The 21,734-nt window shown below is 37.0% G+C and carries 22 protein-coding genes; 7 read left to right on the top strand and 15 right to left on the bottom strand.

Going from position 1 to position 21,734, the window contains the following annotated elements; genetic code table 11:
* Positions 1-75: 75 nt before the first annotated feature.
* Positions 76-3,111 (bottom strand): AAA family ATPase, encoded by a 3,036-nt coding sequence (locus FW781_RS17355; protein ID WP_149388552.1) that lies wholly within the window; start codon positions 3,109-3,111, stop codon positions 76-78.
* Between the two features lie 3 nt (positions 3,112-3,114).
* Positions 3,115-4,320 carry a metallophosphoesterase family protein gene (locus FW781_RS17350; RefSeq protein ID WP_149388551.1) on the bottom strand — a complete coding sequence of 402 codons (1,206 nt, stop codon included), beginning with the start codon at positions 4,318-4,320 and terminating at the stop codon, positions 3,115-3,117.
* Between the two features lie 320 nt (positions 4,321-4,640).
* Between FW781_RS17350 and FW781_RS17345 the strand changes: the two genes are divergently transcribed.
* Complete coding sequence (locus tag FW781_RS17345; protein WP_149388550.1) at positions 4,641-4,889, top strand: VF530 family protein; 249 nt, start codon at positions 4,641-4,643, stop codon at positions 4,887-4,889.
* 163 nt (positions 4,890-5,052) lie between these two features.
* On the top strand, positions 5,053-5,553 hold the full coding sequence (locus FW781_RS17340; protein WP_149388549.1) for an FKBP-type peptidyl-prolyl cis-trans isomerase: 501 nt from the start codon (positions 5,053-5,055) through the stop codon (positions 5,551-5,553).
* 179 nt (positions 5,554-5,732) lie between these two features.
* Here FW781_RS17340 and FW781_RS17335 read toward each other — a convergent pair whose 3' ends face one another.
* From FW781_RS17335 to FW781_RS17320, 4 genes are all read right to left on the bottom strand, one after another.
* The gene (locus FW781_RS17335) at positions 5,733-6,113 is read right to left on the bottom strand and encodes a YchJ family protein (RefSeq protein ID WP_149388548.1); all 381 of its coding nucleotides are present in this window, start codon (positions 6,111-6,113) and stop codon (positions 5,733-5,735) included.
* 273 nt (positions 6,114-6,386) lie between these two features.
* Positions 6,387-6,818, bottom strand: a complete 432-nt coding sequence (locus tag FW781_RS17330) for a hypothetical protein (protein ID WP_052198502.1) — start codon at positions 6,816-6,818, stop codon at positions 6,387-6,389.
* Between the two features lie 2 nt (positions 6,819-6,820).
* Complete coding sequence (locus FW781_RS17325; RefSeq protein ID WP_149388547.1) at positions 6,821-7,654, bottom strand: hypothetical protein; 834 nt, start codon at positions 7,652-7,654, stop codon at positions 6,821-6,823.
* 3 nt (positions 7,655-7,657) lie between these two features.
* Complete coding sequence (locus FW781_RS17320) at positions 7,658-9,799, bottom strand: M3 family metallopeptidase (RefSeq protein WP_149388546.1); 2,142 nt, start codon at positions 9,797-9,799, stop codon at positions 7,658-7,660.
* Positions 9,800-10,057: 258 nt separating this feature from the next.
* Here FW781_RS17320 and FW781_RS17315 point away from each other — a divergent pair, with 258 nt between their 5' ends.
* Complete coding sequence (locus FW781_RS17315; protein ID WP_149388545.1) at positions 10,058-10,885, top strand: GIN domain-containing protein; 828 nt, start codon at positions 10,058-10,060, stop codon at positions 10,883-10,885.
* 1 nt (position 10,886) lies between these two features.
* On the opposite strand, the gene FW781_RS17310 is transcribed toward FW781_RS17315, so the two are convergent.
* From FW781_RS17310 to FW781_RS17290, 5 genes are all read right to left on the bottom strand, one after another.
* Positions 10,887-12,776 carry a monovalent cation:proton antiporter-2 (CPA2) family protein gene (locus tag FW781_RS17310; RefSeq protein ID WP_149388544.1) on the bottom strand — a complete coding sequence of 630 codons (1,890 nt, stop codon included), beginning with the start codon at positions 12,774-12,776 and terminating at the stop codon, positions 10,887-10,889.
* 4 nt (positions 12,777-12,780) lie between these two features.
* On the bottom strand, positions 12,781-13,302 hold the full coding sequence (locus tag FW781_RS17305) for an NAD(P)H-dependent oxidoreductase (RefSeq protein ID WP_034693331.1): 522 nt from the start codon (positions 13,300-13,302) through the stop codon (positions 12,781-12,783).
* Positions 13,303-13,500: 198 nt separating this feature from the next.
* Positions 13,501-14,316 (bottom strand): TPM domain-containing protein, encoded by an 816-nt coding sequence (locus FW781_RS17300; RefSeq protein ID WP_149388543.1) that lies wholly within the window; start codon positions 14,314-14,316, stop codon positions 13,501-13,503.
* A complete protein-coding gene (locus FW781_RS17295; protein WP_149388542.1) occupies positions 14,297-14,728 on the bottom strand; it encodes a TPM domain-containing protein in 432 nt (143 codons plus the stop codon). The genes FW781_RS17300 and FW781_RS17295 overlap by 20 nt, the downstream gene beginning before the upstream one ends.
* Entirely contained in the window at positions 14,729-15,334 is a 606-nt protein-coding gene (locus FW781_RS17290; protein ID WP_050019459.1) for a LemA family protein, read from the bottom strand.
* Positions 15,335-15,407: 73 nt separating this feature from the next.
* On the opposite strand from FW781_RS17290, the gene FW781_RS17285 reads away from it, so the two are divergent.
* Positions 15,408-15,905, top strand: a complete 498-nt coding sequence (locus tag FW781_RS17285; RefSeq protein ID WP_149388541.1) for a dihydrofolate reductase — start codon at positions 15,408-15,410, stop codon at positions 15,903-15,905.
* Positions 15,906-16,053: 148 nt separating this feature from the next.
* Positions 16,054-16,623, top strand: coding sequence for a DUF2892 domain-containing protein (locus tag FW781_RS17280; RefSeq protein ID WP_149388540.1), 570 nt, complete (start codon positions 16,054-16,056; stop codon positions 16,621-16,623).
* A 107-nt stretch (positions 16,624-16,730) separates the two neighbouring features.
* On the opposite strand, the gene FW781_RS17275 is transcribed toward FW781_RS17280, so the two are convergent.
* From FW781_RS17275 to FW781_RS17260, 4 genes are all read right to left on the bottom strand, one after another.
* Positions 16,731-17,363, bottom strand: a complete 633-nt coding sequence (locus FW781_RS17275; protein ID WP_149388539.1) for a trimeric intracellular cation channel family protein — start codon at positions 17,361-17,363, stop codon at positions 16,731-16,733.
* A gap of 55 nt (positions 17,364-17,418) precedes the next feature.
* Entirely contained in the window at positions 17,419-17,718 is a 300-nt protein-coding gene (locus FW781_RS17270; RefSeq protein ID WP_262884124.1) for a four helix bundle protein, read from the bottom strand.
* An 86-nt stretch (positions 17,719-17,804) separates the two neighbouring features.
* Positions 17,805-18,269 (bottom strand): pantetheine-phosphate adenylyltransferase, encoded by a 465-nt coding sequence (coaD, locus tag FW781_RS17265; protein WP_047098871.1) that lies wholly within the window; start codon positions 18,267-18,269, stop codon positions 17,805-17,807.
* An 84-nt stretch (positions 18,270-18,353) separates the two neighbouring features.
* Positions 18,354-19,337, bottom strand: coding sequence for a D-alanine--D-alanine ligase (locus tag FW781_RS17260; protein ID WP_149388537.1), 984 nt, complete (start codon positions 19,335-19,337; stop codon positions 18,354-18,356).
* A gap of 156 nt (positions 19,338-19,493) precedes the next feature.
* On the opposite strand from FW781_RS17260, the gene FW781_RS17255 reads away from it, so the two are divergent.
* Both FW781_RS17255 and FW781_RS17250 read left to right on the top strand, forming a co-directional pair.
* Positions 19,494-20,585, top strand: a complete 1,092-nt coding sequence (locus FW781_RS17255; RefSeq protein ID WP_149388536.1) for a PASTA domain-containing protein — start codon at positions 19,494-19,496, stop codon at positions 20,583-20,585.
* A gap of 73 nt (positions 20,586-20,658) precedes the next feature.
* Positions 20,659-21,732 (top strand): RluA family pseudouridine synthase, encoded by a 1,074-nt coding sequence (locus tag FW781_RS17250; RefSeq protein ID WP_172625754.1) that lies wholly within the window; start codon positions 20,659-20,661, stop codon positions 21,730-21,732.
* Positions 21,733-21,734: the final 2 nt, after the last annotated feature.

Below are 21,734 nucleotides of genomic sequence, written 5' to 3'. Positions count from 1 at the left end.
ACACTTCAGCAGAAAATCAAAGAATTTCGGAACTTAGGTGTATTTTCAATGAAGAAGCTGGTCATTGAAAATTGCTTACACAATCTCAATCAGGCTTCCTCTTTCCTCGTCTTTAATAATATTGAGCGCTGTAGGGATTTTCTCTTTCAGCTCTTCAACATGAGAGATAATGCCCACAATCCTGTTTTCTTTCATCAGATTGGTGAGGGTTTCAAATACAATATTCACAGATTCTGTATCCTGAGTTCCAAAACCTTCATCAATAAAGAAGAAATTTTTATCTGCCTGTGCATTGGCCTGAACACTTTCTGCCAGTGCCAGAGCCAGACTTAAAGAAACCTGAAATGCCTGTCCTCCTGACAGCGTTTTTACACTTCTGCTTTTCCCTTCGTTGAGGTAATCGATGATCTCGAAATCGTTATTTTCATTAAGCTGCAGACTCAGCTGGTTTCTGGTCATTCTGTGGAAACGCACATTCGCATGATCGCAAAGTTGCCTCAGATAAATAGACGAAACATATTGCACAAAACCTGCTCCTTTAAACAGGTTCATCATTATTTTTAAATTCTCTGAACGTTTCTGAAGTTTTGCCAGTTCTTTCAGAAGGTCTTCTTTTTTTACGAATTCCTTTTCGAGTCGGTTTATTTCTGCAGTTTTGGTTACTACAGAATCACTGATTTTTTTCTGTTCACTTTGGGCTTCACTGAACTGTTGCTCAGCCAGAGAAAACTGTTCATTATCGAATATAAGTCCCTTCAGTTTTAATTCCAGTTCTCCGATGAATTTCTTTAAAGCTTCAAAATCAACTTTAAAGTTCTGAACTTTGCTTCTCACCAGTTGAATATTGATTTCCTGAAGTAAAATATTTTCAACCTCTTTGAATTCTGTGAAATTCTGAGTTGCTAAAGCGTTCACAAGAGCATCTTCATTACCGGAAATTTCTTTTTCAAGTTCGGTGATCTGCTTTTCAGATTGGCTGACAATGGCTTTTTGCTCTGCCAGTTTCGGAGAGAGTATTTTTTCCTGCTGTAATGCCTTTTGGTAGTTTTCTTCGGTTTCCTTATTAGATTGTACCAGCTTTTGATAAGCGTCTTCAATCTCAGCTCTTTCCTTTTGAGAATAGCGGTTCCAGTCGAGGATTTTAAGAGCAGAACGGCTGATGTTGATCTGTTCCTGCTTTGAAACTTCTTCCATTCTGAATGCTTCCAGAGCACTCCTGTATTTTTCCAGCGTTTTGCTTTCTTTTTCTAAAGATTCCCTTTCCAGTGCAATATTTCGCTCAGTTTCCTCAACCTTTTTTTCTAAAGTAAATGAGTCGGAACGTTTTTTTTCAAACTCTTCTTCCTGATCCGCAGAAAATTGTTTCCAGATGAAATTCTGAATGTGGGCCTTAATATTTTGTTGGATTTGAAGTACAATTTTCTGCTCTGAAAAAAGCTGTTCCTCAAAGATTTTTTTGCGGTCCAGAATTTTATCAGTTTCAGCTTCCTGCTTTTGAATATTGGTGACTTCCTGTTCAACGGATATTATTTTCTCCTGAATTTCCTGTAGTTCAGTATTAACATCTTGAATTTCTATGATATGAGGATGTTCCTTAGAACCACAAAGAGGACAATTTTCCCCGTTATGAAGCTCACTGGCAAAGCGGGAAAGCTCTTTCTGTATTTTAAGATGATCCAGTTTCTGGGAAAGCTCTTTTTTCTTTACTTCTAATACTTCTTTCCTGTTTTTGAAATCTTCTTTATAATTTTCATGATAAACAAAAGGTTTTAATTCTTCTTCAATTTCCCCGATCTGTTTTTGATGTTTCTCAATTTTTTCACTCTGTTCCTGAAGTGATTTTTTTAAATTTTTTTGTTGAATAAACCAATTCCCCACTTCAGATAACAATGCAGAATCCAGTTTTTGTTCCTTCAATAGTTTCACCTTTGAAGAAAGTTCATCAATCTTCTTTTGAATCTTCTCTTTACTAAGATCTACTTCTTTTACTTTTTCGGAACCTTTCTGTGTTCTTTCATTCAGAGTTTTGATTTCATCAGTAAACTTCAGAACCTGAATGATAAGGTTCATGTCATTTTCCTGAATTTTAGACTGGTCCAAAGCCTTAAATTGTGGTTCATGTGCAGTAAGCTGTTCTTTTATGATTGTAAAAGCCTTTTCCGTTTCCTGCAAGCTTTTGGTCTGCTGTTCTCTCTCGTTCTGCTTCTCTGCAATTTCTTTTGAAAGCTTATTTTTCTCAATAATCAATGGATTGAAGAGTCTGAAAATACGGTCATATAATTCTGCCTGTGCTTCCAGCGCATCTATCTGAGGTTTCTCTTCAGAGAGTCTGATGAATTTTTCTTTATTCAGCTGTAAACTGTCAAAGTCGCTTTTTAAATTTTTCAGCTGCTGATAAGTGTTGGAAATCTTTTCCAGTTTTTCATTGGATTCAGAGAGTATTTTCTGTTCCTCGACCAGCTGCTCCTTCTGCATCCGGATTTTTTCCTCATTGATTTCTTCAAATCCTTTTAACTGTCCTTCAAGCTGATCCAGCTCAGATCTGTTTTTTACATGAAGTACAGAAACGTTGTTCTGAAGGTCAAATTTCTGAAGATTGAAGATCTCCTTCATCATATTTGTTCTTTCTGCTGCACCCAATTCAAGAAATTCTTTGAACTGTCCCTGCGGAATAATGATGGTTCGTTTGAAATTGGAATAGCTTAACCCAATGATTGTTTCTGCATTCGAGTGATCCAGCGGAACCCATTTGCCATTACTGTTTTCATAGAAAGTAACAGCATTAGGCTTTACTTCTTCAAATTTTTTGGAATTTCTCTTAAAGTCACGGGTAGCACGGAAAAGCTTATTCTCATAATTTACAAAATCAAATTCTATATAAGAACTGTTTGATTTTAAATTCATCATGTTATATGCCCTTTTATCACGCATATTCAGACGTTCTGTTTCTCCATACAAGACAAACGAAATGGCTTCAAGAACCGATGATTTTCCAGACCCGACCGCCCCGAAAATACCAAAAAGTCCCGCTTCAGTAAGATTTCTGAAATCAATAGTCTGGCGTTCCTGGTAGGAATAAAGGCCTTCGATAGTTAATTGAACAGGGATCATGGCTTATGCATTTAAAATTTCGTTAAACAAATTCATCAGTTCTTCATTGGCTTCCTGTCCGCCATTTTTAGATTTAAAATAATCCTTGAATAATAGATCAATATCCTGATTTAAATTAATTTCATGGCTTTGCTCTTCGGCAAGCTCCCGGTTTCTGACTTTTGGAATAAGATGAACAATCCCGTTATGAGACTGGTAAATTAATCTTCTTTCATCAGCTGTTAAAAAAGTCTCACTCTCCAGGGTCAGTTCTACAAATGTATTGGGATTTTCTCCTAGCCACTGAACTGTATCTTCTACAGAGGAAAATATTTTTCTTACTAAAGTTCGTCCCTTTTTCAATGCCTTTTTTTCGTAGGTAACCTCTTTTGCCGGTTCCGCATCAATGATAGAAACATACTTAGTCTGCCCAGCTTCACTGAAACTGTAGCAAAGGGGAGAAGATGAATAAATCACTGGCTTTTCCTTCGTTCCGATATTCTGAAAACCATGGAGGTGTCCTAAGGCTGTATATTGAATCTGTACAGGGATACTGTCTGAAAAAATAAGATCGGCATTCCCAATTTTAATAGGTTTTTCTCCTTCTGGCTCTTCCAAAATTTCTGCACCTCTTTTATTCATATATAAATGAGCGGTCAGAAGATTAACCCCGGAATCATCGCAAAACTGATCTGCAAGGTTTTTCCACGTCTCTGAAAGAACTTTGTTGATCTCTTCTTCTTTATTTTCCCCAAAGTATTCCTTTAAACGGATTTCATTTGCAAAAGGGGTGTGAAGAATTCTTACAGGAAAATCTATTCCTTCTATTTTCAATTCTATAAAACCTGCCTTGGAATTTGAAACTTTGAAATATTCTGTGCTGAAAGGTGCAATTTCAGCTTTAGGGTGTCCTATTAAAATAATTCCGCATTCACGAGCCAGAGGATCCGGAGCATTGATTAAGCTTGGAGAATCATGATTGCCGGAAATAGCGATCACAGGACGTTTTCCGTTCAGAGATAAGCGTTTTAATGTCTTATAAAAAAGTTCAACGGCTTCTACACCTGGATTAAAATTATCAAAAAGATCACCGGCAACAAGAATAAGATCTGCGTGTTCCTCATCGGCAATGCCTATGATCTCTTCCATTACCAGAATTTGCTCTTCCATCCGTGAAAAGCGGTCCAGTCTTTTTCCCAAATGCCAGTCGGCGGTATGCAGAATTTTCATAAAGTGTATTATTGTTTACAGTAAATAAGTTGAGTCATGAACAATTTTCATGGTTGATTACCGGCTTCTTTTCCCTTGAAATCTTCCAGAATTTGTTTTAAACGTGCTTTCCTTTCTGCTTCCGCATTTTGTATTTTCCGTTTTTTCTGATCAATTTGTTTTTTGTTTTTTTTCCTGTTTGCTTCGTTGTTTTTGCTCATATTGGTTTGTAACGAATAAATTGTATCGGTAAGAAATAGCTTCATCAAAAGTACTAAAGATTGAGAGTTTAAACAATTTTAGTCGTTAGGTCTGATAAAATGTTTTAATTTTACTGCGTTATGGAAGAAAAATCAAAAGATCCCTTACACGGAAAAAGGCTTGATGCTATTCTTGAAGAATTGGTAGAGTACTACAATGGATTTGAGAAATTGGGTGAGCAGATCAATATCAAATGTTTTACAGATAACCCAAGCATTAGTTCTTCTCTGAAGTTTTTGCGGAAAACACCTTGGGCAAGAACAAAAGTAGAAAGCTTGTATCTCTTTGTACTGAGACAGAAAAAAAGAGAAGAGGGCAAAAAGAAATAGGCTGAAAGTTATTATGGAATTAATATAAAGTAAAATATATTTTTTTTATGCCTTTCATAGCTTCCTTCTTCCATCTCCTCGCTTCCAGGCTCATTGAATCATTTCAAAAATAGTATATTTGTAACATTAATCGTGAAACGAAATCACGAAAAAAAGAAAAAATATGACAATCGAAAACAATCACGTTGTAGCTGTAAAGTATATCCTTCACACAATCGAACCAGATGGGAGTAAGATTCTTGTAGAAGAGACAACAGCAGAAAATCCGCTTACATTTTTGTATGGTATGGGAATGATGATTCCTAAGTTTGAAGAAAATATCCTGGGATTAAAAGCTGGTGATAAAGCTGCTTTTACAATTCAACCTGAAGAAGCTTACGGTGAAAGACAACCGGATGCTATCGCACAATTACCAGTGGAAATGTTTAAAGAATCAGGACTTCCTCCTGTAGGAGCTATTTTACCTTTATCTGATAATCAGGGAAACAATTTCCAGGCTTTCGTGGTAGAAGTAACACCAGAAGTGGTAGTAGCAGATCTTAACCACCCAATGGCAGGAAAAGTGTTAGATTTCGATGTAGAAATTTTGAATACACGCCCAGCAACAGAAGAAGAATTGTCTCATGGACATGCTCACGGAATTGACGGAAACGAAGCTCACTAAAAAATAAAAAATGTCCGATTTCTTCGGACATTTTTATTTTATCAGATTACAATAGTTATTGAGTGCTTGGCATTCCCCTCCGCTGGAGGGGTGGCGAAAATTCAAAGAATTTTTGACGGGGTGGTTCTATACGCAAAGAATAATTCTACATTAAATTTCTTACAACAAATCAAGTTCCATTACTCATCCAAAAATTCTCCAGAAACATAATACCAGCGCTCATGCATTTTCTGAAAAAGCGAAAACTCATGATGAAGCTGTGAATGTCCGTTTTGGTCTGTATAATAAGCTTTGAACTCTACCTGGTTTAAAGCAGGAGTCCTGATAATTTCCAGTTTTGTCCATTGGTTGATTTCTCCCCATTCCTGAAGATCTTTCTTATTGTGGTATTTTCTTTTTCCCGGAAGGGTAGTCTCCATCAGATATTCGCCATTCGGGATGGCAAAAGCAGAGAATCTTGAACGCATCAGAGCTTCGGCAGTAGGAGCATGTTTTTCTCCGGTATGATAGGGCTTGCAGCATTCTTCGTATGATTTTCCTGAACAGCAGGGACAGTCCATATAGTGTATTTTAATGTTGAACTGCAAAAATAATGAATATCAATAGAACAGGGCGTTGATGCATGAGTTTTATTGTTTTAATACTTTGTCCTAATGTTATTATAAAGTATTTAAAATTCAATAGAAACGGGCTTTAGCCCGTTAAAAAATAGACAAACAAAATCCAAAGGCTTTAGCCAAAACTTAGAAAATTAAAGTTTCTATTCTTAACGGGACACTCCAATTTTAAATCTAAAAAAAGGAAGCACTCTAAAGAATGCTCCCTGTTATTTTTTACTGATTGTCTTCGTCAATTTTAGTATCTACAAAGCTGTAATTTTCAGTGGCCATATCCAGTGCCTGCTCTTTTGAATCAAATTTTACATGGGATGGATCTAAAACTTTGTAAGTGTAAATATCCGTTTTCCCTGAGTTAAAATGAAGCTCATGAAATTCTCCCTTCTCAATCCACCATTGCCCTCTTTCGATAACTTGTCTGACGTCGCAATTCTGGATAGCGGTGAAAATAAGCATAAAGGTGCCGTCTGCTTTTCTTTCCATTACCCAGCGTTTTTCCATACCTTCTACTTGCTGGTCTTTCTCGCTTCCTTTCCACAGACCTACAAGTTGAGGATCTACTTTATTGGCTTGTGGTTTTGCATGGCCTTTTTGAGCATACATTGCCCCAAAGACAACTAATAATGTTGTCGTAATAATTTTTTTCATGGTTATTTAAAAAATAATGTGAGAGGAACCCTGCTGTTTACTGTTATTCCCATAGTTTTGGCAGGAATCCATTTTGTTTTTTTTATAAATTTTTTTATTTCGTTGATGAAGTAGGATGAGTACTTATAATTTTTTTTATTTTGGAAGGTAAGATCAATATCGATATCTGAGACCGTTCCGTTTTTGTGCAGGGTAAATTTCGCAGAAATAGAAGAATAAAATTCTTTGTCTTTCCGGTATTCAAATTCATCGGGATAATGCACATTTTTCCAAAAGTCTTTTTCATAATCTTTGAAAAAGTCTCCGTAAGATTTGCTGCCCGGATATCTTGAAATGGTGTCGCATTCTTCAAAATCATAGACTTTATCAATGTTTTTTTTAACATATTGTACGTCTGCGATATGTCTCAAAGAGTCGATGAACTTCGGGCCAAACTTTCTGTCAATTTCCTTTGACATTACATCTTCATAACAATTTTGCAGCTCCGGTGGAACAGTGCAATAATACAGTGCAGTCCCTACTTCTATATTCTTTTGTTTCAAAAGGACATCCATTTCAGCATTGCTTCTGTAGCTTTCTACCATTCCGAAGTAATGAAAATAAACAAGTTTGCCTTTTTTAATGTCTGCTTGTGCTCTTGCAGTTTCAGTAACACATTGTGAATCCAGATACTTTCTCTCTTCTTTAATGTATTCCTCTAATTCCTTAGAGATTATTGTATCCGATTGTTTTTGAAATAAAGATTCTGACCTGCTTTCAAATCTTTTGTTTTTTAACGAAAAGCAAGTCAGAATGATTAATGAGGACAATACTTTTATACCTGTATTGAGTATCATAGATTATTTTATAAATCCTCTGTTTCTCAATAATGGTTTGATATCCGGATCGTGTCCTGTAAAGTCTCTGAATGCCTGATTCAGATCTACAGAATTTCCTACGGAAAGAATATATTTTCTGAATCGGTCACCGTTTTCTCTGGTTAACCCACCGTTTTTACTGATCCATTCCCATGCATCGTTATCCAATGTTTCAGACCACAAATAAGCATAGTACCCTGCTGAATACCCACCTCCCCAGATGTGTGCAAAATAAGGAGTATGGTATCTTGGTGGAACCGTTGCCAAATTGAATCCATGGCTGGCCAGAGACTGCTTTTCAAAATCTAAAACCGGAATAAACTGGCTGTCATTGCTTACGGTATGCCAATCCATATCAAGTTCAGCAGCAGAAACCAATTCAGTAGTCATGTATCCCTGATTGAAAGTAGACGCCTTTTTGATCTTGTCTACCAAAGCCTGTGGAATCGGTTGCTTAGTCTCATAGTGTACGGCATAATTTTTCAGAACAATAGGATCTAAAGCCCAGTGCTCATTGATCTGAGACGGGAATTCCACGAAGTCTCTAGGGACATTCGTTCCTGAAAGAGAAGGGTATTTCTGGCTTGCGAACATTCCGTGAATAGAGTGTCCAAATTCATGGAAGATCGTTGAAACATCATCATAGCTGATTAATGAAGGTTTCCCAGGAGCCGGTTTCTGATAGTTATAACAGTTAACGATTACAGGTTTTGTTCCTAATAAATATGACTGCTCAACGAAATTACTCATCCATGCTCCACCGTTTTTAGAATCTCTTGTATAGAAATCCAGATAGTAGATGGCAATAGATTTTCCATCATGATCAAAAACTTCGTAGGTTACTACATCGGGGTGATAAACCGGAAGATCTGTTCTCTTTTTGAAAGTCAGTCCGTAGAATTTTTCAGCGGCGAAGAAAACACCTTTTTCAAGAACTGTTGTAATTTCAAAGTAAGGCTTTATTTCACTTTCATCAAGATCAAACTTAGCTTTTCTTACCTGTTCAGCATAGAAGTTCCAGTCCCAAGGCTCTACTTTGAAACCTCCTTTTTGCTGATCAATAAGATCCTGGATATCTTTTGCTTCACGTCTTGCGGTCTCCACTGCCGGAGTAGCAATCTGGTTCATCAGTTTAGTAGCGGCTTCAGGTGTTTTTGCCATCTGGTCCTGAAGTTTCCATTCCGCAAAGTTTTTCTTTCCTAAAATCTGAGCTTTTTTCAGTCTCAGTTTAGCCAGTTTTTCAATGGTTGATCTCGTATCGTTAGCATCTCCTTTTTCAGCTCTTGTCCATGAAGCTTTGAACAGCTTTTCTCTGGTAGCTCTGTTTTTTAAGTTTTGTAAAAGAGGCTGCTGTGTTGTATTTTGTAAAGCCAGAAGATATTTTCCTGGCTGTCCTGCCGTTTTAGCATCAGCTGCTGCCGCTGCAATTTCATCAGCAGAAAGTCCGTCCAGTTCTTTTGCATCAGAGAAAAATACACCTCCCTGCTTTCTTGCTTCCAACAATTTATTAGAATATTGTGTAGAAAGAGAAGCCAGCTCCTGATTGAGCTGTTTTAGCTTTTCTTTATCAGCTGCAGAAAGATTTGCACCTGCAATTTCAAAATTCTGCTTATAATATTGTACAAGTCTTTTGCTTTCTGAATCAAGACCGTCTTCTTTGATAGACTGTATTCTTTTATAAAGATTTTCATTCAGGTACAATTTATCAGAATGGGCTGCAAAAATAGGAGCATATTCTTCATCTAAAGCCTGCAAAGTAGGGTTTGTATTTGCGCTTGTGAGATTAGAGAATACAATTTGTGCTCTTCTCAATACTTCACCACTTTTTTCCAATGCAACGATTGTATTTTCAAAAGTAGGGGCAGCCGGATTGTTGGCAATTTTTACAATTTCAGCTTCATGCTGTTTCAAACCATATTCAAAAGCAGGTTTGAAGTGTTCATTTTTGATTTTGTCAAACTCCGGAGCTTCGTATTGAAGCTTGCTCTTCTTCATAAAAGGATTTGAAGATAAAGAGGGATCAGGTGCAGGTAGCTCCTGTTGAATATCGGTCTGTTTCATTGTAGTACAAGATTGATTGAACGCCAAGGCAGAAATTAATAATACCGATGAAATATTCTTCATAAATATAGTTGTTATTAAAGCATAAAGATATTAAAAACTTGTATCATAGGGTCTATTTTGGCAGAGGTATTTACTGAAGCCGTTTTGTGATTGATTTTAAAATGAATACGTTAGGCATTACAGGGCGCATCAAGTTCTTTCTGAAAAATCTGGATTGCAGGTAATTGCAGTATTTTTAAATGTAATGTAATATTTTTTATAAATTAGTTGTTATTTAATTAAAGAAATCAACAAAAATAATCGACAAAAGAAATAAGCATGAAAACAAAGACTTTATTTATTTTTTCAGCCTTAGCGGCATTAGCCTCATGTAATGATAAACATGAGAACAGAAACAGAGATAGAGACGGAGACAAAGGTAACTGGGTAGAGAAAGTAGTGAGCAAAGAAAGCGGCCCGATACAGCATAAAGAATTTAACGGAGATTTTGATGAAATTCAGGTTTCCCAGGCTATAGAAGCTGAAATCATAAAATCTGAAACAGAAAAAGTAGAAATCTCAGCACCTCAAAATATTATCGATGAAATTCTTGTAGATAACGATGGAGGAAAACTGCATATTCATTATAAGCCTGGCATCAGAGTGATGAATATCAGTAAAGTGACTGCAAAAATTTATACAAAAGACTTTAATAAAATTCTGGCTGATTCAGCTGCGAGAATTATCATAAAAGATAAATTTACTCAGGAGAAAACAGATGTGGAAGCATCAAGTGCGGGAAGTATTTCCGGAGATCTGGAAGCTAACGACATGGATATTAACATCAGCAGCAGCAGTAGCTATGATGGTAAAATATGGGCTGTTAACCTTGATATTGAAGCTTCATCAGGGTCTACGCTTGATATTTCCGGAAAAGCGAAAAAAGCAGATATTAGTGCATCTTCGGGCAGTAGTGTTTCGGCTAAAGGAGTTATCGCTGATGATGTAGAAGCAGATGCATCAAGTGGAGCAAGTGTTCATATCAGTGCTGTCGCCAGTGTGAAAGCAGGTGCTTCATCCGGTGGAAGTGTGGATATTTCTAAAAAAGGCGAACTTAAGAATGTGATCAAAGATGAAAGCAGCGGCGGAAGCGTAAACATCCAATAAACTAATCCTGGGATTCATCCTCATCTTCTTCATCGGTGGATGAGGACCCTTCCCAATTTTTGTTATCAAAATTAAGATTATCATAAGCTAATAATTCCTCCTCTCGCTGGAGGATTTCTTTTGTGGTAAACAGTGTAATGTCATCATCATTTTCCCTCATTTTGGCAAGCTTTCTGATGGATGCCTTATCAATAGCCATAAATCTTTGCCCCATACGTCTTGCTGCATATTTTCTCATTCCTGTTTCATGAAGTACATCTACAGCCATATCAACCGCTGTTCCTAATGTTTCCCTGTAAATATGGTTAACCCCGCTGTTGAGATAATCATAAGCGTCAATTCTGTTTTTCGCTCTTACAAAAATTTTCACTTCAGGATAATGCTCACGGACAAGTTCTGCAATGAATTTATTATCATCCGGATCATCCAGACACAAAACTAAAATTTCAGCATCTTCAATTCCGGCAGCCCGCAAAATGGGTATCCGGGTAGCGTCCCCATAATATACTTTAAAACCATAACTTCTGAGCAGTTTTACACGGTCAGAATCACGATCCAGAACAGTGGCGGATATTTTGTTGGCCTTTAAAAGACGTCCCACAGTACTTCCAAAATGCCCAAAACCTACAATGATAATTTTCTTTTGGATTATATCACTTCCAAGAATATTAAAATCATGTTCCTCTTCAGGAATTTCTTTAATGAATTTCGGAGTGATAAACCTATCGTTGATGATTAGAAGAATAGGGGTAATGCACATCGTAATTGCAGTCACAGCCATCATCTGTGCATTCATTTCAGGGCCTAACAGATAAAGATCTGACGCATAATTGAGCAGTACAAATGCAAATTCTCCTACCTGAGAAAGAGCAAACGCATAGAAAAGACTCTGTGGAGTATCTATCCTGAAAAACTTTCCGATGGTATATAAAACAACAAATTTTACAGCCAGTACAGCAAACACAGTACTGAAGATAAATAAAGGGTCTTTCTGGATAATATTAAAATTAATGGTTGAGCCAACACTAACGAAAAAAACAGCTAATAAAAGCCCTTTGAAAGGATTAATCTGCGCTTCCAGTTCATGACGAAATTCACTGTTAGCAAGCATTACCCCTGCAAGGAAAGCCCCCAATGCAGGAGAAAGACCGATGACAACCATCAATTCGGAAACACCAATAACCAGGAATAGGGATGAGGCTGTCAACAGCTCTGTCATTCCTGATTTTGAAACGTAGCGTAGAAAAGGAACAAAGACATATCTGCCCAATAAAATAAGCAGAGCTACTCCAAAAATTACAGTACTGGCCTGCAGCCATTCCGGCAGCTTTTGGATCAGAATCTGAATTTCATTATCATGATGTTTAGCTTTATAGTTAGCTACAAGAGGGAGTATTGCCAGGATAGGAATCACAGAAATATCCTGAAACAATAGAGTAGAAAACGAGGCTTCTCCGGCTGTGGTCTTGAGGTTATTCTTTTCCTGTAAAGTCTGCAGAACAATTGCTGTAGAAGATAATGCAAAACACATGGCAACAGCTATAGCTTTGTCTACTCTCCAGCCTACACTTATAAATACTAAGAAAAGCAATAGAATTGTGAGCCCCATTTGAGAAAGCCCGAGACCCATTATTTTCTTTCGCATTTCCCAGAATTTCCGGGGTTCAAGTTCCAGACCTACTAAAAACAAAAGCATGATTACTCCAAACTCACTGGCATGCATGATATCATCTACATTTTTCCCTGTTAATCGGAGTACATATGGGCCTATAATGATTCCTCCTAAAATATAGCCGATTACAGAACTCAACCCTAATTTCCTGGCCAATGGAACCATAATAATAGCTACACCCAGAAAAATTAATGTGTTCATCGCTAAGCTGGATTCCATAGATTTATTGATTGAGGAGTTCTGTAAATTCTTTTTTATGCAGGATAATTTCTTTTTTAGACAGCTTATTGGCTTCGTATACGATCTTGATATGTTTGATATCTGCTTTGAAAACCTTTAAAGAAACAATCAGTCCGCTGATCAGCTCATCGATTGTATATTGATAGGTTCCGGTTTTGCTAAAAGATCTTTCTTTTCCCCCGGTGGTTACCAGAATATAAACTTCTTTTCCTTCCAGAGGATTATGCTCACCTTCTTTAAGCCAGTCTCTGTCGAAAACTTCATCAATCCATAATCTGAGAAGAGGGGGCATCCCAAACCATATTAAAGGAAACTGGAAGACAAAGCGTTCATAGTTTTTAAGACGCTTTCTTTCTCTGAAGGCTGCAATATGAAAGTCAGGATATTCTTCGTAAAGATCTCTTAGGGTATAATGCTGGTGGCGAACGTAGAAATTGATGAGCTCTACATTCGAATTGGAGTGCTCCAGATAAGGGTGTGCAAATACTACCAGCGTCTTCTTCATAATCCTGTTTTCAGTAAATATAGCGAAAAAATATTAAATAAAAGTTAGTTTTTTGATGCTTTTATTAATTTTTTAATATGAAAAAATCAATTTAACATTAATAAAAGTTAAAGAATCCATGTTATTTTAGGTTTTTAAATAAAAAATCAGGTCGTGATGACCTGATCTGTTTATATATTCTGAAAATGATCGACTGATTTACCAACCTCCGGATGCACCACCGCCTCCAAAGCTTCCGCCACCACCGAAGCCTCCAAATCCGCCTCCGCCGCCTCCGGAACTTCCTCCGCCAAAGCCTCCGCCTCCGAAACTGCCAGGGAATGGGAAGAAACCACCTGGATAGTTTCTGCGTCCTCTTCTTGTAATGATCACATCATCATCGTCATCATTATTTCCACCACGTCCGCCGCCTCTGTTTCCAAAAAGGATAGCAATAATGATGAAAATAACAAAAGCAATGATAAGGACTTTAAAAGCACTCCCATTGCCGGAAGGAGCTGTTGTTGCTACAGGTTTGAATTTGCCCTGAACAGCTTCCATAATGGCTGAGGTCCCCCCGTTTATTCCATCGTACCAAAGCCCTTTCTTGAAATTAGGTGTTACGATATAATCTAAGATCTGTCCTGCTACCGAAGCGGTAAGGTATTGTTCTACCGCACGTCCCTGCTGGATAGACATGGTTCTGTCTTCTGTTGCGATAAGGAAAACTACACCGTTATCTACTCCTTTTTTTCCGATTTTCCATTTTTGCCCGAACATGGTTGCCAGAAAGTTGATATCTTCTCCTTTGGTAGAGCGTATGATCACTACTTCAATTTCCGTTGAGGTGGTATCTGCAAACTTGATCAGCTTATTATTCAGAGCATCTTTTTCCTGCTGAGAAAGCAGATTGGCTTCATCAAAAACAGGATAAAGAACAGCTGGTTTTTCAGGAATAGTATATTGTGCTGATACAAAAGTGTAAAAGCAAAGCAGTAAAAATGAAAATACTATTTTAAGAGAACGTAATTTCATTTGGGAGTTGGTTTGGATTTTCTCCTTCAACAGGAAAATGTTTTTTGAGTTCAAGTCCTGTTTCCAGGATGGCACTTTTCAGCGCCTGGTAATAATGTCCTTTGGCAAATTCAGCAGTAATATAGTCGTGAAGATGATCCCAGTAAGACTGTTTTACTTTTTCATGGATTCCGATATCTCCAATGATGGTCAGATATTTCTGTTCGAAATTGACATGGAAAAGCACAGCATTCCTTTCAGCGGTTTTATCCATATCGAGTTTTTTGAAAACGTCAAATGCAGTTTTAGCATCACGGTTTTCTGTATTGGAATCAATATGTACCCTGATCTCTCCTGTAGAGTGATCTTCCGCAGACTGAATCGCTTCCACAAGGGAAGCGATCTGTTGATTTGTTAGGAAATTACCCATTATTTATTTGAATACTTCAGGGGCTTTCTGAGCTCCTGCTTCAGCTTTGAAATAAGGTTTTTCTTTAAAGTTGGTGAAATTCGCCAAAATATTATTTGGGAAAGTCTTGATAGAAGTGTTGTAATCCTGTGCAGCTTCGTTGTAATAAACAGTTTCTGTTCTGATACTGTTTTCAATAGCGGTATATTCTCTTTGGAAGTTGATATACTGCTGGTCTGCTTTTAAGTTAGGATAAGACTCTACTACAGCCATCAATCGGCTCAATGCTCCGGATAACTCACCCTGTGCTGCCTGAAACTTAGCAATATCAGCATCAGTCATGTTGGTAGGATCAATGTTGATAGAAGTAGCTTTAGAACGTGCTTCTACAACCTGCGTTAACGTTTCCTGCTCAAATTTTGAATACGATTTCACAGTTCTTTCCAGGTTAGGAATAAGGTTTGCTCTTTTCTGATACACCGTTTCTACGTTTGACCATTTTGTGTTGACCGTCTGTTCTTTGGTTACGAAATTATTATATCCGCTTTTTCCCCAGAAGAATAAAACAGCAACAATAATAAGGAGGGCAATACCAATTGTTCCGGCGCCCAAACATCCTTTATTTTTCATAGTTTATTTTTTTAAATTTTTTGTGCTAACCAAATATACAAATTATGTGCTAATTTTGTAAAAAATTATTTGAATGACAACAATAGTGGTGGCAATGGGAGAGAAAAATGAAATTGGTTTTGAAAATCAGTTGCTTTGGCATCTTCCTAAAGATTTAAAACATTTTAAAGATATTACTTCAGGGCATCCGATTATCATGGGAAGAAAAACATATGAAAGTATTGGGAAACCTCTTCCGAACCGTACCAATATTGTTGTATCAAGAAAAAAAGACTGGTTTGAGGAAGGAATCCTTATTGTAGGAAGCATAAAGGAAGCATTGAAGTTTGCCAAAAAGATTGACGAGGAAGTTTTTGTTATCGGCGGAGGTAATATCTATCAACAGACTATGGAGGTTGTAGACAAACTTGAAGTTACTTTAGTGAAAGCAGATCTTGAAGCAGATACATTCTTTCCGAAAATAGATCCGAAAATCTGGAAAATGACCAACGAAACCTGTCATGAGAAAGATGAAAAGAATGGCTATGATTTCTGTTTCCAGACGTTTGAAAAAATTAAAAAAGAAGCATAAATGTCAATAGTGAATTTTTGCTTCGCACAGTGAATCGTGAATTTTCACATTTACAAAAATTAACAAGCGCAGCGAATTGACCATTCACAATTGACTTTTTGAACTTTAAGCCTTAAATTTATTATCTTTGCACTTCTAAAATTTAATAATGAATAAGTACATAAAAATTGCAATAGCAGCACTTCTTATCCTGGCAGGACTTTATCTGATGATTTTCACAAGAAATCTTGGATGGGGTATTGTTGTTTTTCTTTTAGCTGCAATCCCAATCTTATTATTCTTTAAAAATGAATATATCCTGTTGGCATTCTGGCAACTGAGAAAACAGAATATGGAAAAAGCCGGCGAGTGGTTGTCAAAAATAACTGACTACAAAGGACAGCTTCATAAAACTCAATATGGATATTTTCACTATTTATTAGGATTAACACAAGCTCAGGACCACCCTGCAAAAGTAGAACCTTTCATGAAGAAAGCTTTGGAATATGGTTTGAATATGAAACATGACAGAGCTATGGCTACCTTGAATCTTGCAGCAGCAGCTATTTCTAAAGGAAGAAAACAGGAAGGTCAGAAATTACTGGAAGAAGCCAAAAGATTAGACAGCGCAGGAATGATGACGGATCAGATCAAAATGATGAAAGATCAGTTGAAAATGCCGACTATGCAGAAGCATATGCATAACCCGAATATGAGAAACAGAGGGAAATTCTTCTAGTCAATAAAAAAATATAATATAAAAGTCCTGATTTTTCAGGACTTTTTTTATAATTATTATTGAATGTATTGCAGTTCAAAAAAGTGTCTTTTGAGAAGTACTTTCCTTTACATTTCCGAATTCTGATCATAACCATAAAATTTGGGCATCTGCCATTGATATTTTACAGCAAGAGTTCGTATTGCAACAATCAGCAAAATAGTGAAAATCTGTACAAAAGTATAGGAAAGCGGAGTGTATTTGGTCATCAGCAGAAATGCTGCTCCGCCCACGATACATGCCGTGGCATAAATTTCCTTTCTGAAAATCAAAGGAATCCTGTTGAGCAGTATATCCCGGATAATTCCTCCGAAACAACCGGTTATGGTTCCTAATGCAATACAGATCATGGGATGAATTCCTGCATTTAACCCTTTCTGAACACCGATAATGGTAAATAATCCAAGACCAAAGCTGTCGAAGATAAATAAAGTTACCTTAAAGTTTTTCTCAAGAGATTTAAATATCATTGAAAAAATACTGGTCACCAGAATCAGGGTACACATCAGGATATCATGCATCCAGAATACAGGGATGTCAAGTAATAAGTCTCTTACAGTTCCTCCTCCCACGGAAGTTACAAATGCAATAATAAGCACTCCGAACGGATCAAGCCGTTTCTGCATGGCTGCAAAACTTCCCGACATGGAAAAAGCAATGGTCCCCAGGACTTCTATCGCAAAATTGAACTGTTCGTGCATATATTATGAGTATGAATGATAAGTAATGAGCAATGGGTAATAAAAACTATGCCATTTAAACTTGAGAAAGTTTAAACTTATATTTAGTCATAACCTTTACAAGTTCTTCACATTCTGCTTTTAAATGTAAAATTTTTTCTGGATTTAAATATTCTAATTCTTCAATAATTTCAAGCCAAAGTTGAGTTTCATCAATTTCTTCGACTACTATACACATTTTAGCAAACTTTTCTTTTTCTGATCTTGCTCTGGACACCGCTCTGTAATTAGCTGCTACAGAAGTTGCTGATCTGATAATCTGTTTCCTTATTATTGAAATATCATCAGAATAGGGTAATGAAGAAAATGTTTTAATGATAGCAATAGAAAAGTTTTTGGTTCTTTCCCTGAAAATCTATTCTATCAAAACTATTCATTACTTATCATTCATTGCTAATATATTTATCTCTCCACTCTTACCGAATCCGGAACCATCAGTTCATATTCGCCGCCGTGGGTGATGATTTCCCTTACGATGCTGCTGCTGATGAATGATTTCCCTGAGGAGGTCAGTAAGAATACGGTTTCCAGTTTTTTGTGGGCTAAAGTTCTGTTGGTATGGGCAATTGCTTTTTCAAATTCAAAATCGGCAGGGTTTCTTAGTCCTCTGATAATGTATTGAGCATTTTTTTCAAAACAGTAGTCTACCGTTAAGCCTTCAAATGAATCTACTTCCACGTTGGGAAATTCTGCTACAGAATTCTGGATAAATTCCATTCTTTTTTCAAGAGGGAACATGTATTTCTTCTGAGAATTCTGCCCTATGGCGATGATTAATTTATCAAATAACGGGGCCGCTCTTTCTATAATATCGTAATGTCCTAGTGTAATCGGGTCAAATGACCCTGGGAAAACAGCAATTTTCATGTTGTACGAGTTATGATTTTGATTAGTGAATTATCTGCTTGAGACTTTGAATTGGCTTCTAGCATCTAATTTCTAATATCTATTTTATTTATTTAAAGCTTTTTCAACTTCATTTCCACAAAGATCCATAATGGAAATTCCATAGTGTCTTGCCTGTTGTGGGAGAATACTTGCAGGAGAGAATCCCGGATTGGTATTCATTTCAAGCATATAAGGAATTCCGTTCATCAGAATAAATTCACTTCTTGAAAAACCGCTCATTCCTAATGAATTGTATGCTCTTTTAGCAATTTCTTCCACTCTTTTTGTGGTTTCTTCATCAATTCTTGCTGGGGTAATTTCTTCAGAAGCACCTTCATATTTTGCTTCATAATCAAAAAACTCGTTGGTAGGAACAATTTCTGTAATTCCCAGAACGATGGTTTCTCCCTTAAAATCGATTACACCCACAGAAACTTCCATTCCGTCTAAGAAACTTTCAATCAGAATTTCATTATCTTCTTTGAATGCGATTTCAGTAGCGGCAATCAGTTCAGATTTTTCTTTTACTTTAGTGATTCCCAGAGAAGATCCGGACTGGTTAGGTTTTACAAATAACGGAAGACTCAATTCTGATACAATCTCATCTACATTGATTTCTTCGCCTTTTCTTAAATAGATGCTTTTCGCGGAAGGAATTCCATACTTTGATAATACGGCAAGAGTATCTTTTTTATTGAATGTAAGAGCGCTCTGGTAAAAATCGCATCCTGTATATTTTTGACCTATTGCATCCCAGTATGCCTGAAGAATTCCGTTTTCTCCCGGAGTGCCATGGATGATATTGAAGCAGGCATCAAATTTTAAGGTTTCACCATTATCTAAAGTTACAGAAAAATCACCTCTGTTGATCTCGTATTTTTTATCATTTTCTCCTAAAAAATACCATTCATCTTTAAGGACTACTACTTTATATACATCATAGAGATTTCTGTCTAAAGAATCATAAATTAATTGTCCGCTTTTTAAAGAAACAACATATTCATCAGAATAGCCTCCCATTACTACGGCAACACTTTTTTTGTTCATAACCATATAGTATCAATTAAGGCAAATTTAAACATTTTATGCAATGCAATATGGGAAATCTGCAAATTTTAAGATCAAAAATGAATTGTGTTAAATAAAAAGTCCATTCTAAAATTATTAGCTATATTTGCGGTTATAATTAAAGTATTTTTAAGTATGCTTAAATCACTTTTCAATTGGAAAGTTTTACTGAATTTAGTAATAGCCATCGGTGTTTTTGCAGGGTTGGTATGGCTCACATTCCGCTGGTTGGAACACCATACAAATCACGGTCAGGAAATACCTGTTCCTAATATTGTTAATAAATCTATACATGACGCTGTTAAAATTTTAGATGATACAGGATTAGAATATGAAGTAGACAGTGCCAACTATAATCCTAAATTCAGACCATTCCAGGTTCTTCAGGTTTATCCTGCACCGGGTTCCCGTGTAAAGGACGGAAGAACTGTACACCTTACAGTAAACCCGAGAACATGGGCTCCCATTGCCGTTCCGGATGTTATCAATAAATATTCAGGGCTGGCCTTCCAGAGACTGGATCAGGTGGGTCTTAAAATTGGAGATACCATATATGAACCGAGTATTCAGAAGGATGCTCTTTTAAGAATTTTATATAAAGGAAATGCTGTAAATCCGGGAGCGCGTTTACCTAGATTTTCTATTATCGATGTAGTAGTAGGTTCAGGGCCTATGAGAAACATTTCCATTCCAAATGTAGTAGGACTTACGGTGAAAGAAGCGAGATCTGTTATTACCAAAAGTATGTTTGAAGTTGGATTGGTAGAGCATGAAGATGGAAGCAATGACGAATCCGATATTATTTACTATCAGGATCCTGCTTCAGGAGATGTGCGTGACCAGGGAATGCAGATTGACCTTTGGGCCAGCAAGAAAACTCCGGCAGAATTAAGAGCGAAAATAGAGCAGCTGAATTCTATTTACCGTATGAAGGTAGATACTTCACTTCCTCCGGTACGATATGAAGAAGTACATAATGAACCAAGTTATGATGCTCCTGTAGTACCTGCTCCGGTACCTAGAAGAGAAACTCCAAAACCTGAAGTGCCAAAAACTGAGACTCCTAAGACGCAGACAGTGACTTCTAAACCTGCAGCATCAGCAACTGAGAAGCCTAAAACTTCTACTACTGCCCCTGCTACAGGACATACAGCTAAACCGGCTGCTTCAACAACGACACAACAGCCTGCTCAAAAGCCAAAAGCCAAGAAGGTAGTCGTAGAATAAAATCAGATTAATATCAAAAATACAGGCTTCAACTGCAAAATGTTGAGGCCTTTTGTGTAAAAAATATAAAACAATGTCAGAAGATAACGAAGATTTTTTAGATGAAGAATTATTAGATTCCAACAGTATTGAAAACATCGATATTGATGAGGAAAATAAGGGATTGTATGAACATCTTAATATCACTGTTGACAATAAACAGGAGCCATTAAGAATTGATAAGTTCCTTTTGATCTACAGACAGAATTCTTCAAGGAATAAAATTTCACAGACCTGCAGAGCCGGAAACGTTGTGGTGAACGGAACTCCTGTAAAACAGAATTACCGTGTGAAACCGGGAGATCAGATCTCCGTATTGCTTGCCCATCCGCCTAGAGCCAATGTTATTATTCCACAAGATATCCCCGTTAATATTATCTATGAAGATGATGATCTTGTAGTGGTAGATAAAGAAGCTGGAATGGTAGTACATCCGGGACACGGTAACTGGGACGGTACATTGGTGAATGCGCTGGCCTTCCATTTTGAAAAGAATGGAGCAAAGTCTGATCTTGACCGGGTAGGGCTTGTTCACAGGATTGATAAAGATACCTCCGGACTGCTGGTGATTGCTAAGAATGAGTATGCATTGAGTTTTCTGGCGAAGCAATTCTTCAACAGAACTACCAAGAGGCTATACTGGGCTTTTGTGTGGGGGAACCCTCAGGATGATGAAGGTACAATCAGAGGCCATATCGGAAGACATCCTAAAAATAGAATGCAGATGTCTGTTTATGAAGATGGCAGCCATGGAAAACATGCAGTAACCCATTATAAAGTCCTCGAAAGATTCAAATACATGACATGGGTAGAATGTAAACTTGAAACGGGAAGAACCCATCAGATCAGGGCGCATTTCAAACATATCGGGCATACTTTGTTTAATGACGAAAGATATGAAGGACATACGCCTCTAAGAGGAGTAAATCTTCCAAAATATAGGCAATTTATTAAAAATGTTTTTGAAATTTTGCCAAGACATGCCCTTCATGCACATACCCTCGGATTTATACACCCAACGACAAAAAAGGAATTATATTTTGAGAGCCCAATGCCCAAAGATATGGCGGATGCTGTAAAAAAATGGAGAAATTATTTGGAAAACTAAAA

The sequence above is a fragment of the Chryseobacterium panacisoli genome (assembly GCF_008274625.1).
In the GTDB taxonomy this organism is placed as follows: Bacteria; Bacteroidota; Bacteroidia; order Flavobacteriales; family Weeksellaceae; genus Chryseobacterium; species Chryseobacterium panacisoli.
This window is presented reverse-complemented; position numbering and strand designations above follow the sequence as displayed.

Bases quoted from the DNA above. Each gene is read 5' to 3' on its own strand.
- FW781_RS17275 (WP_149388539.1), bottom strand. From the start codon at position 17,363: ATGCACGAACAGTTCAATTTTGCGATAGAAGTCCTGGGGACCATTGCT.
- FW781_RS17290 (WP_050019459.1), bottom strand. From the start codon at position 15,334: ATGAAAAATAAAGGATGTTTGGGCGCCGGAACAATTGGTATTGCCCTC.
- FW781_RS17330 (WP_052198502.1), bottom strand. From the start codon at position 6,818: ATGAAAAAAATTATTACGACAACATTATTAGTTGTCTTTGGGGCAATG.
- FW781_RS17310 (WP_149388544.1), bottom strand. From the start codon at position 12,776: ATGGAATCCAGCTTAGCGATGAACACATTAATTTTTCTGGGTGTAGCT.
- FW781_RS17250 (WP_172625754.1), top strand. From the start codon at position 20,659: ATGTCAGAAGATAACGAAGATTTTTTAGATGAAGAATTATTAGATTCC.
- FW781_RS17260 (WP_149388537.1), bottom strand. From the start codon at position 19,337: ATGAACAAAAAAAGTGTTGCCGTAGTAATGGGAGGCTATTCTGATGAA.
- FW781_RS17355 (WP_149388552.1), bottom strand. From the start codon at position 3,111: ATGATCCCTGTTCAATTAACTATCGAAGGCCTTTATTCCTACCAGGAA.
- FW781_RS17305 (WP_034693331.1), bottom strand. From the start codon at position 13,302: ATGAAGAAGACGCTGGTAGTATTTGCACACCCTTATCTGGAGCACTCC.
- FW781_RS17280 (WP_149388540.1), top strand. From the start codon at position 16,054: ATGAATAAGTACATAAAAATTGCAATAGCAGCACTTCTTATCCTGGCA.
- coaD (WP_047098871.1), bottom strand. From the start codon at position 18,269: ATGAAAATTGCTGTTTTCCCAGGGTCATTTGACCCGATTACACTAGGA.
- FW781_RS17325 (WP_149388547.1), bottom strand. From the start codon at position 7,654: ATGATACTCAATACAGGTATAAAAGTATTGTCCTCATTAATCATTCTG.
- FW781_RS17255 (WP_149388536.1), top strand. From the start codon at position 19,494: ATGCTTAAATCACTTTTCAATTGGAAAGTTTTACTGAATTTAGTAATA.
- FW781_RS17315 (WP_149388545.1), top strand. From the start codon at position 10,058: ATGAAAACAAAGACTTTATTTATTTTTTCAGCCTTAGCGGCATTAGCC.
- FW781_RS17340 (WP_149388549.1), top strand. From the start codon at position 5,053: ATGACAATCGAAAACAATCACGTTGTAGCTGTAAAGTATATCCTTCAC.
- FW781_RS17285 (WP_149388541.1), top strand. From the start codon at position 15,408: ATGACAACAATAGTGGTGGCAATGGGAGAGAAAAATGAAATTGGTTTT.
- FW781_RS17345 (WP_149388550.1), top strand. From the start codon at position 4,641: ATGGAAGAAAAATCAAAAGATCCCTTACACGGAAAAAGGCTTGATGCT.
- FW781_RS17320 (WP_149388546.1), bottom strand. From the start codon at position 9,799: ATGAAGAATATTTCATCGGTATTATTAATTTCTGCCTTGGCGTTCAAT.
- FW781_RS17350 (WP_149388551.1), bottom strand. From the start codon at position 4,320: ATGAAAATTCTGCATACCGCCGACTGGCATTTGGGAAAAAGACTGGAC.
- FW781_RS17335 (WP_149388548.1), bottom strand. From the start codon at position 6,113: ATGGACTGTCCCTGCTGTTCAGGAAAATCATACGAAGAATGCTGCAAG.
- FW781_RS17300 (WP_149388543.1), bottom strand. From the start codon at position 14,316: ATGAAATTACGTTCTCTTAAAATAGTATTTTCATTTTTACTGCTTTGC.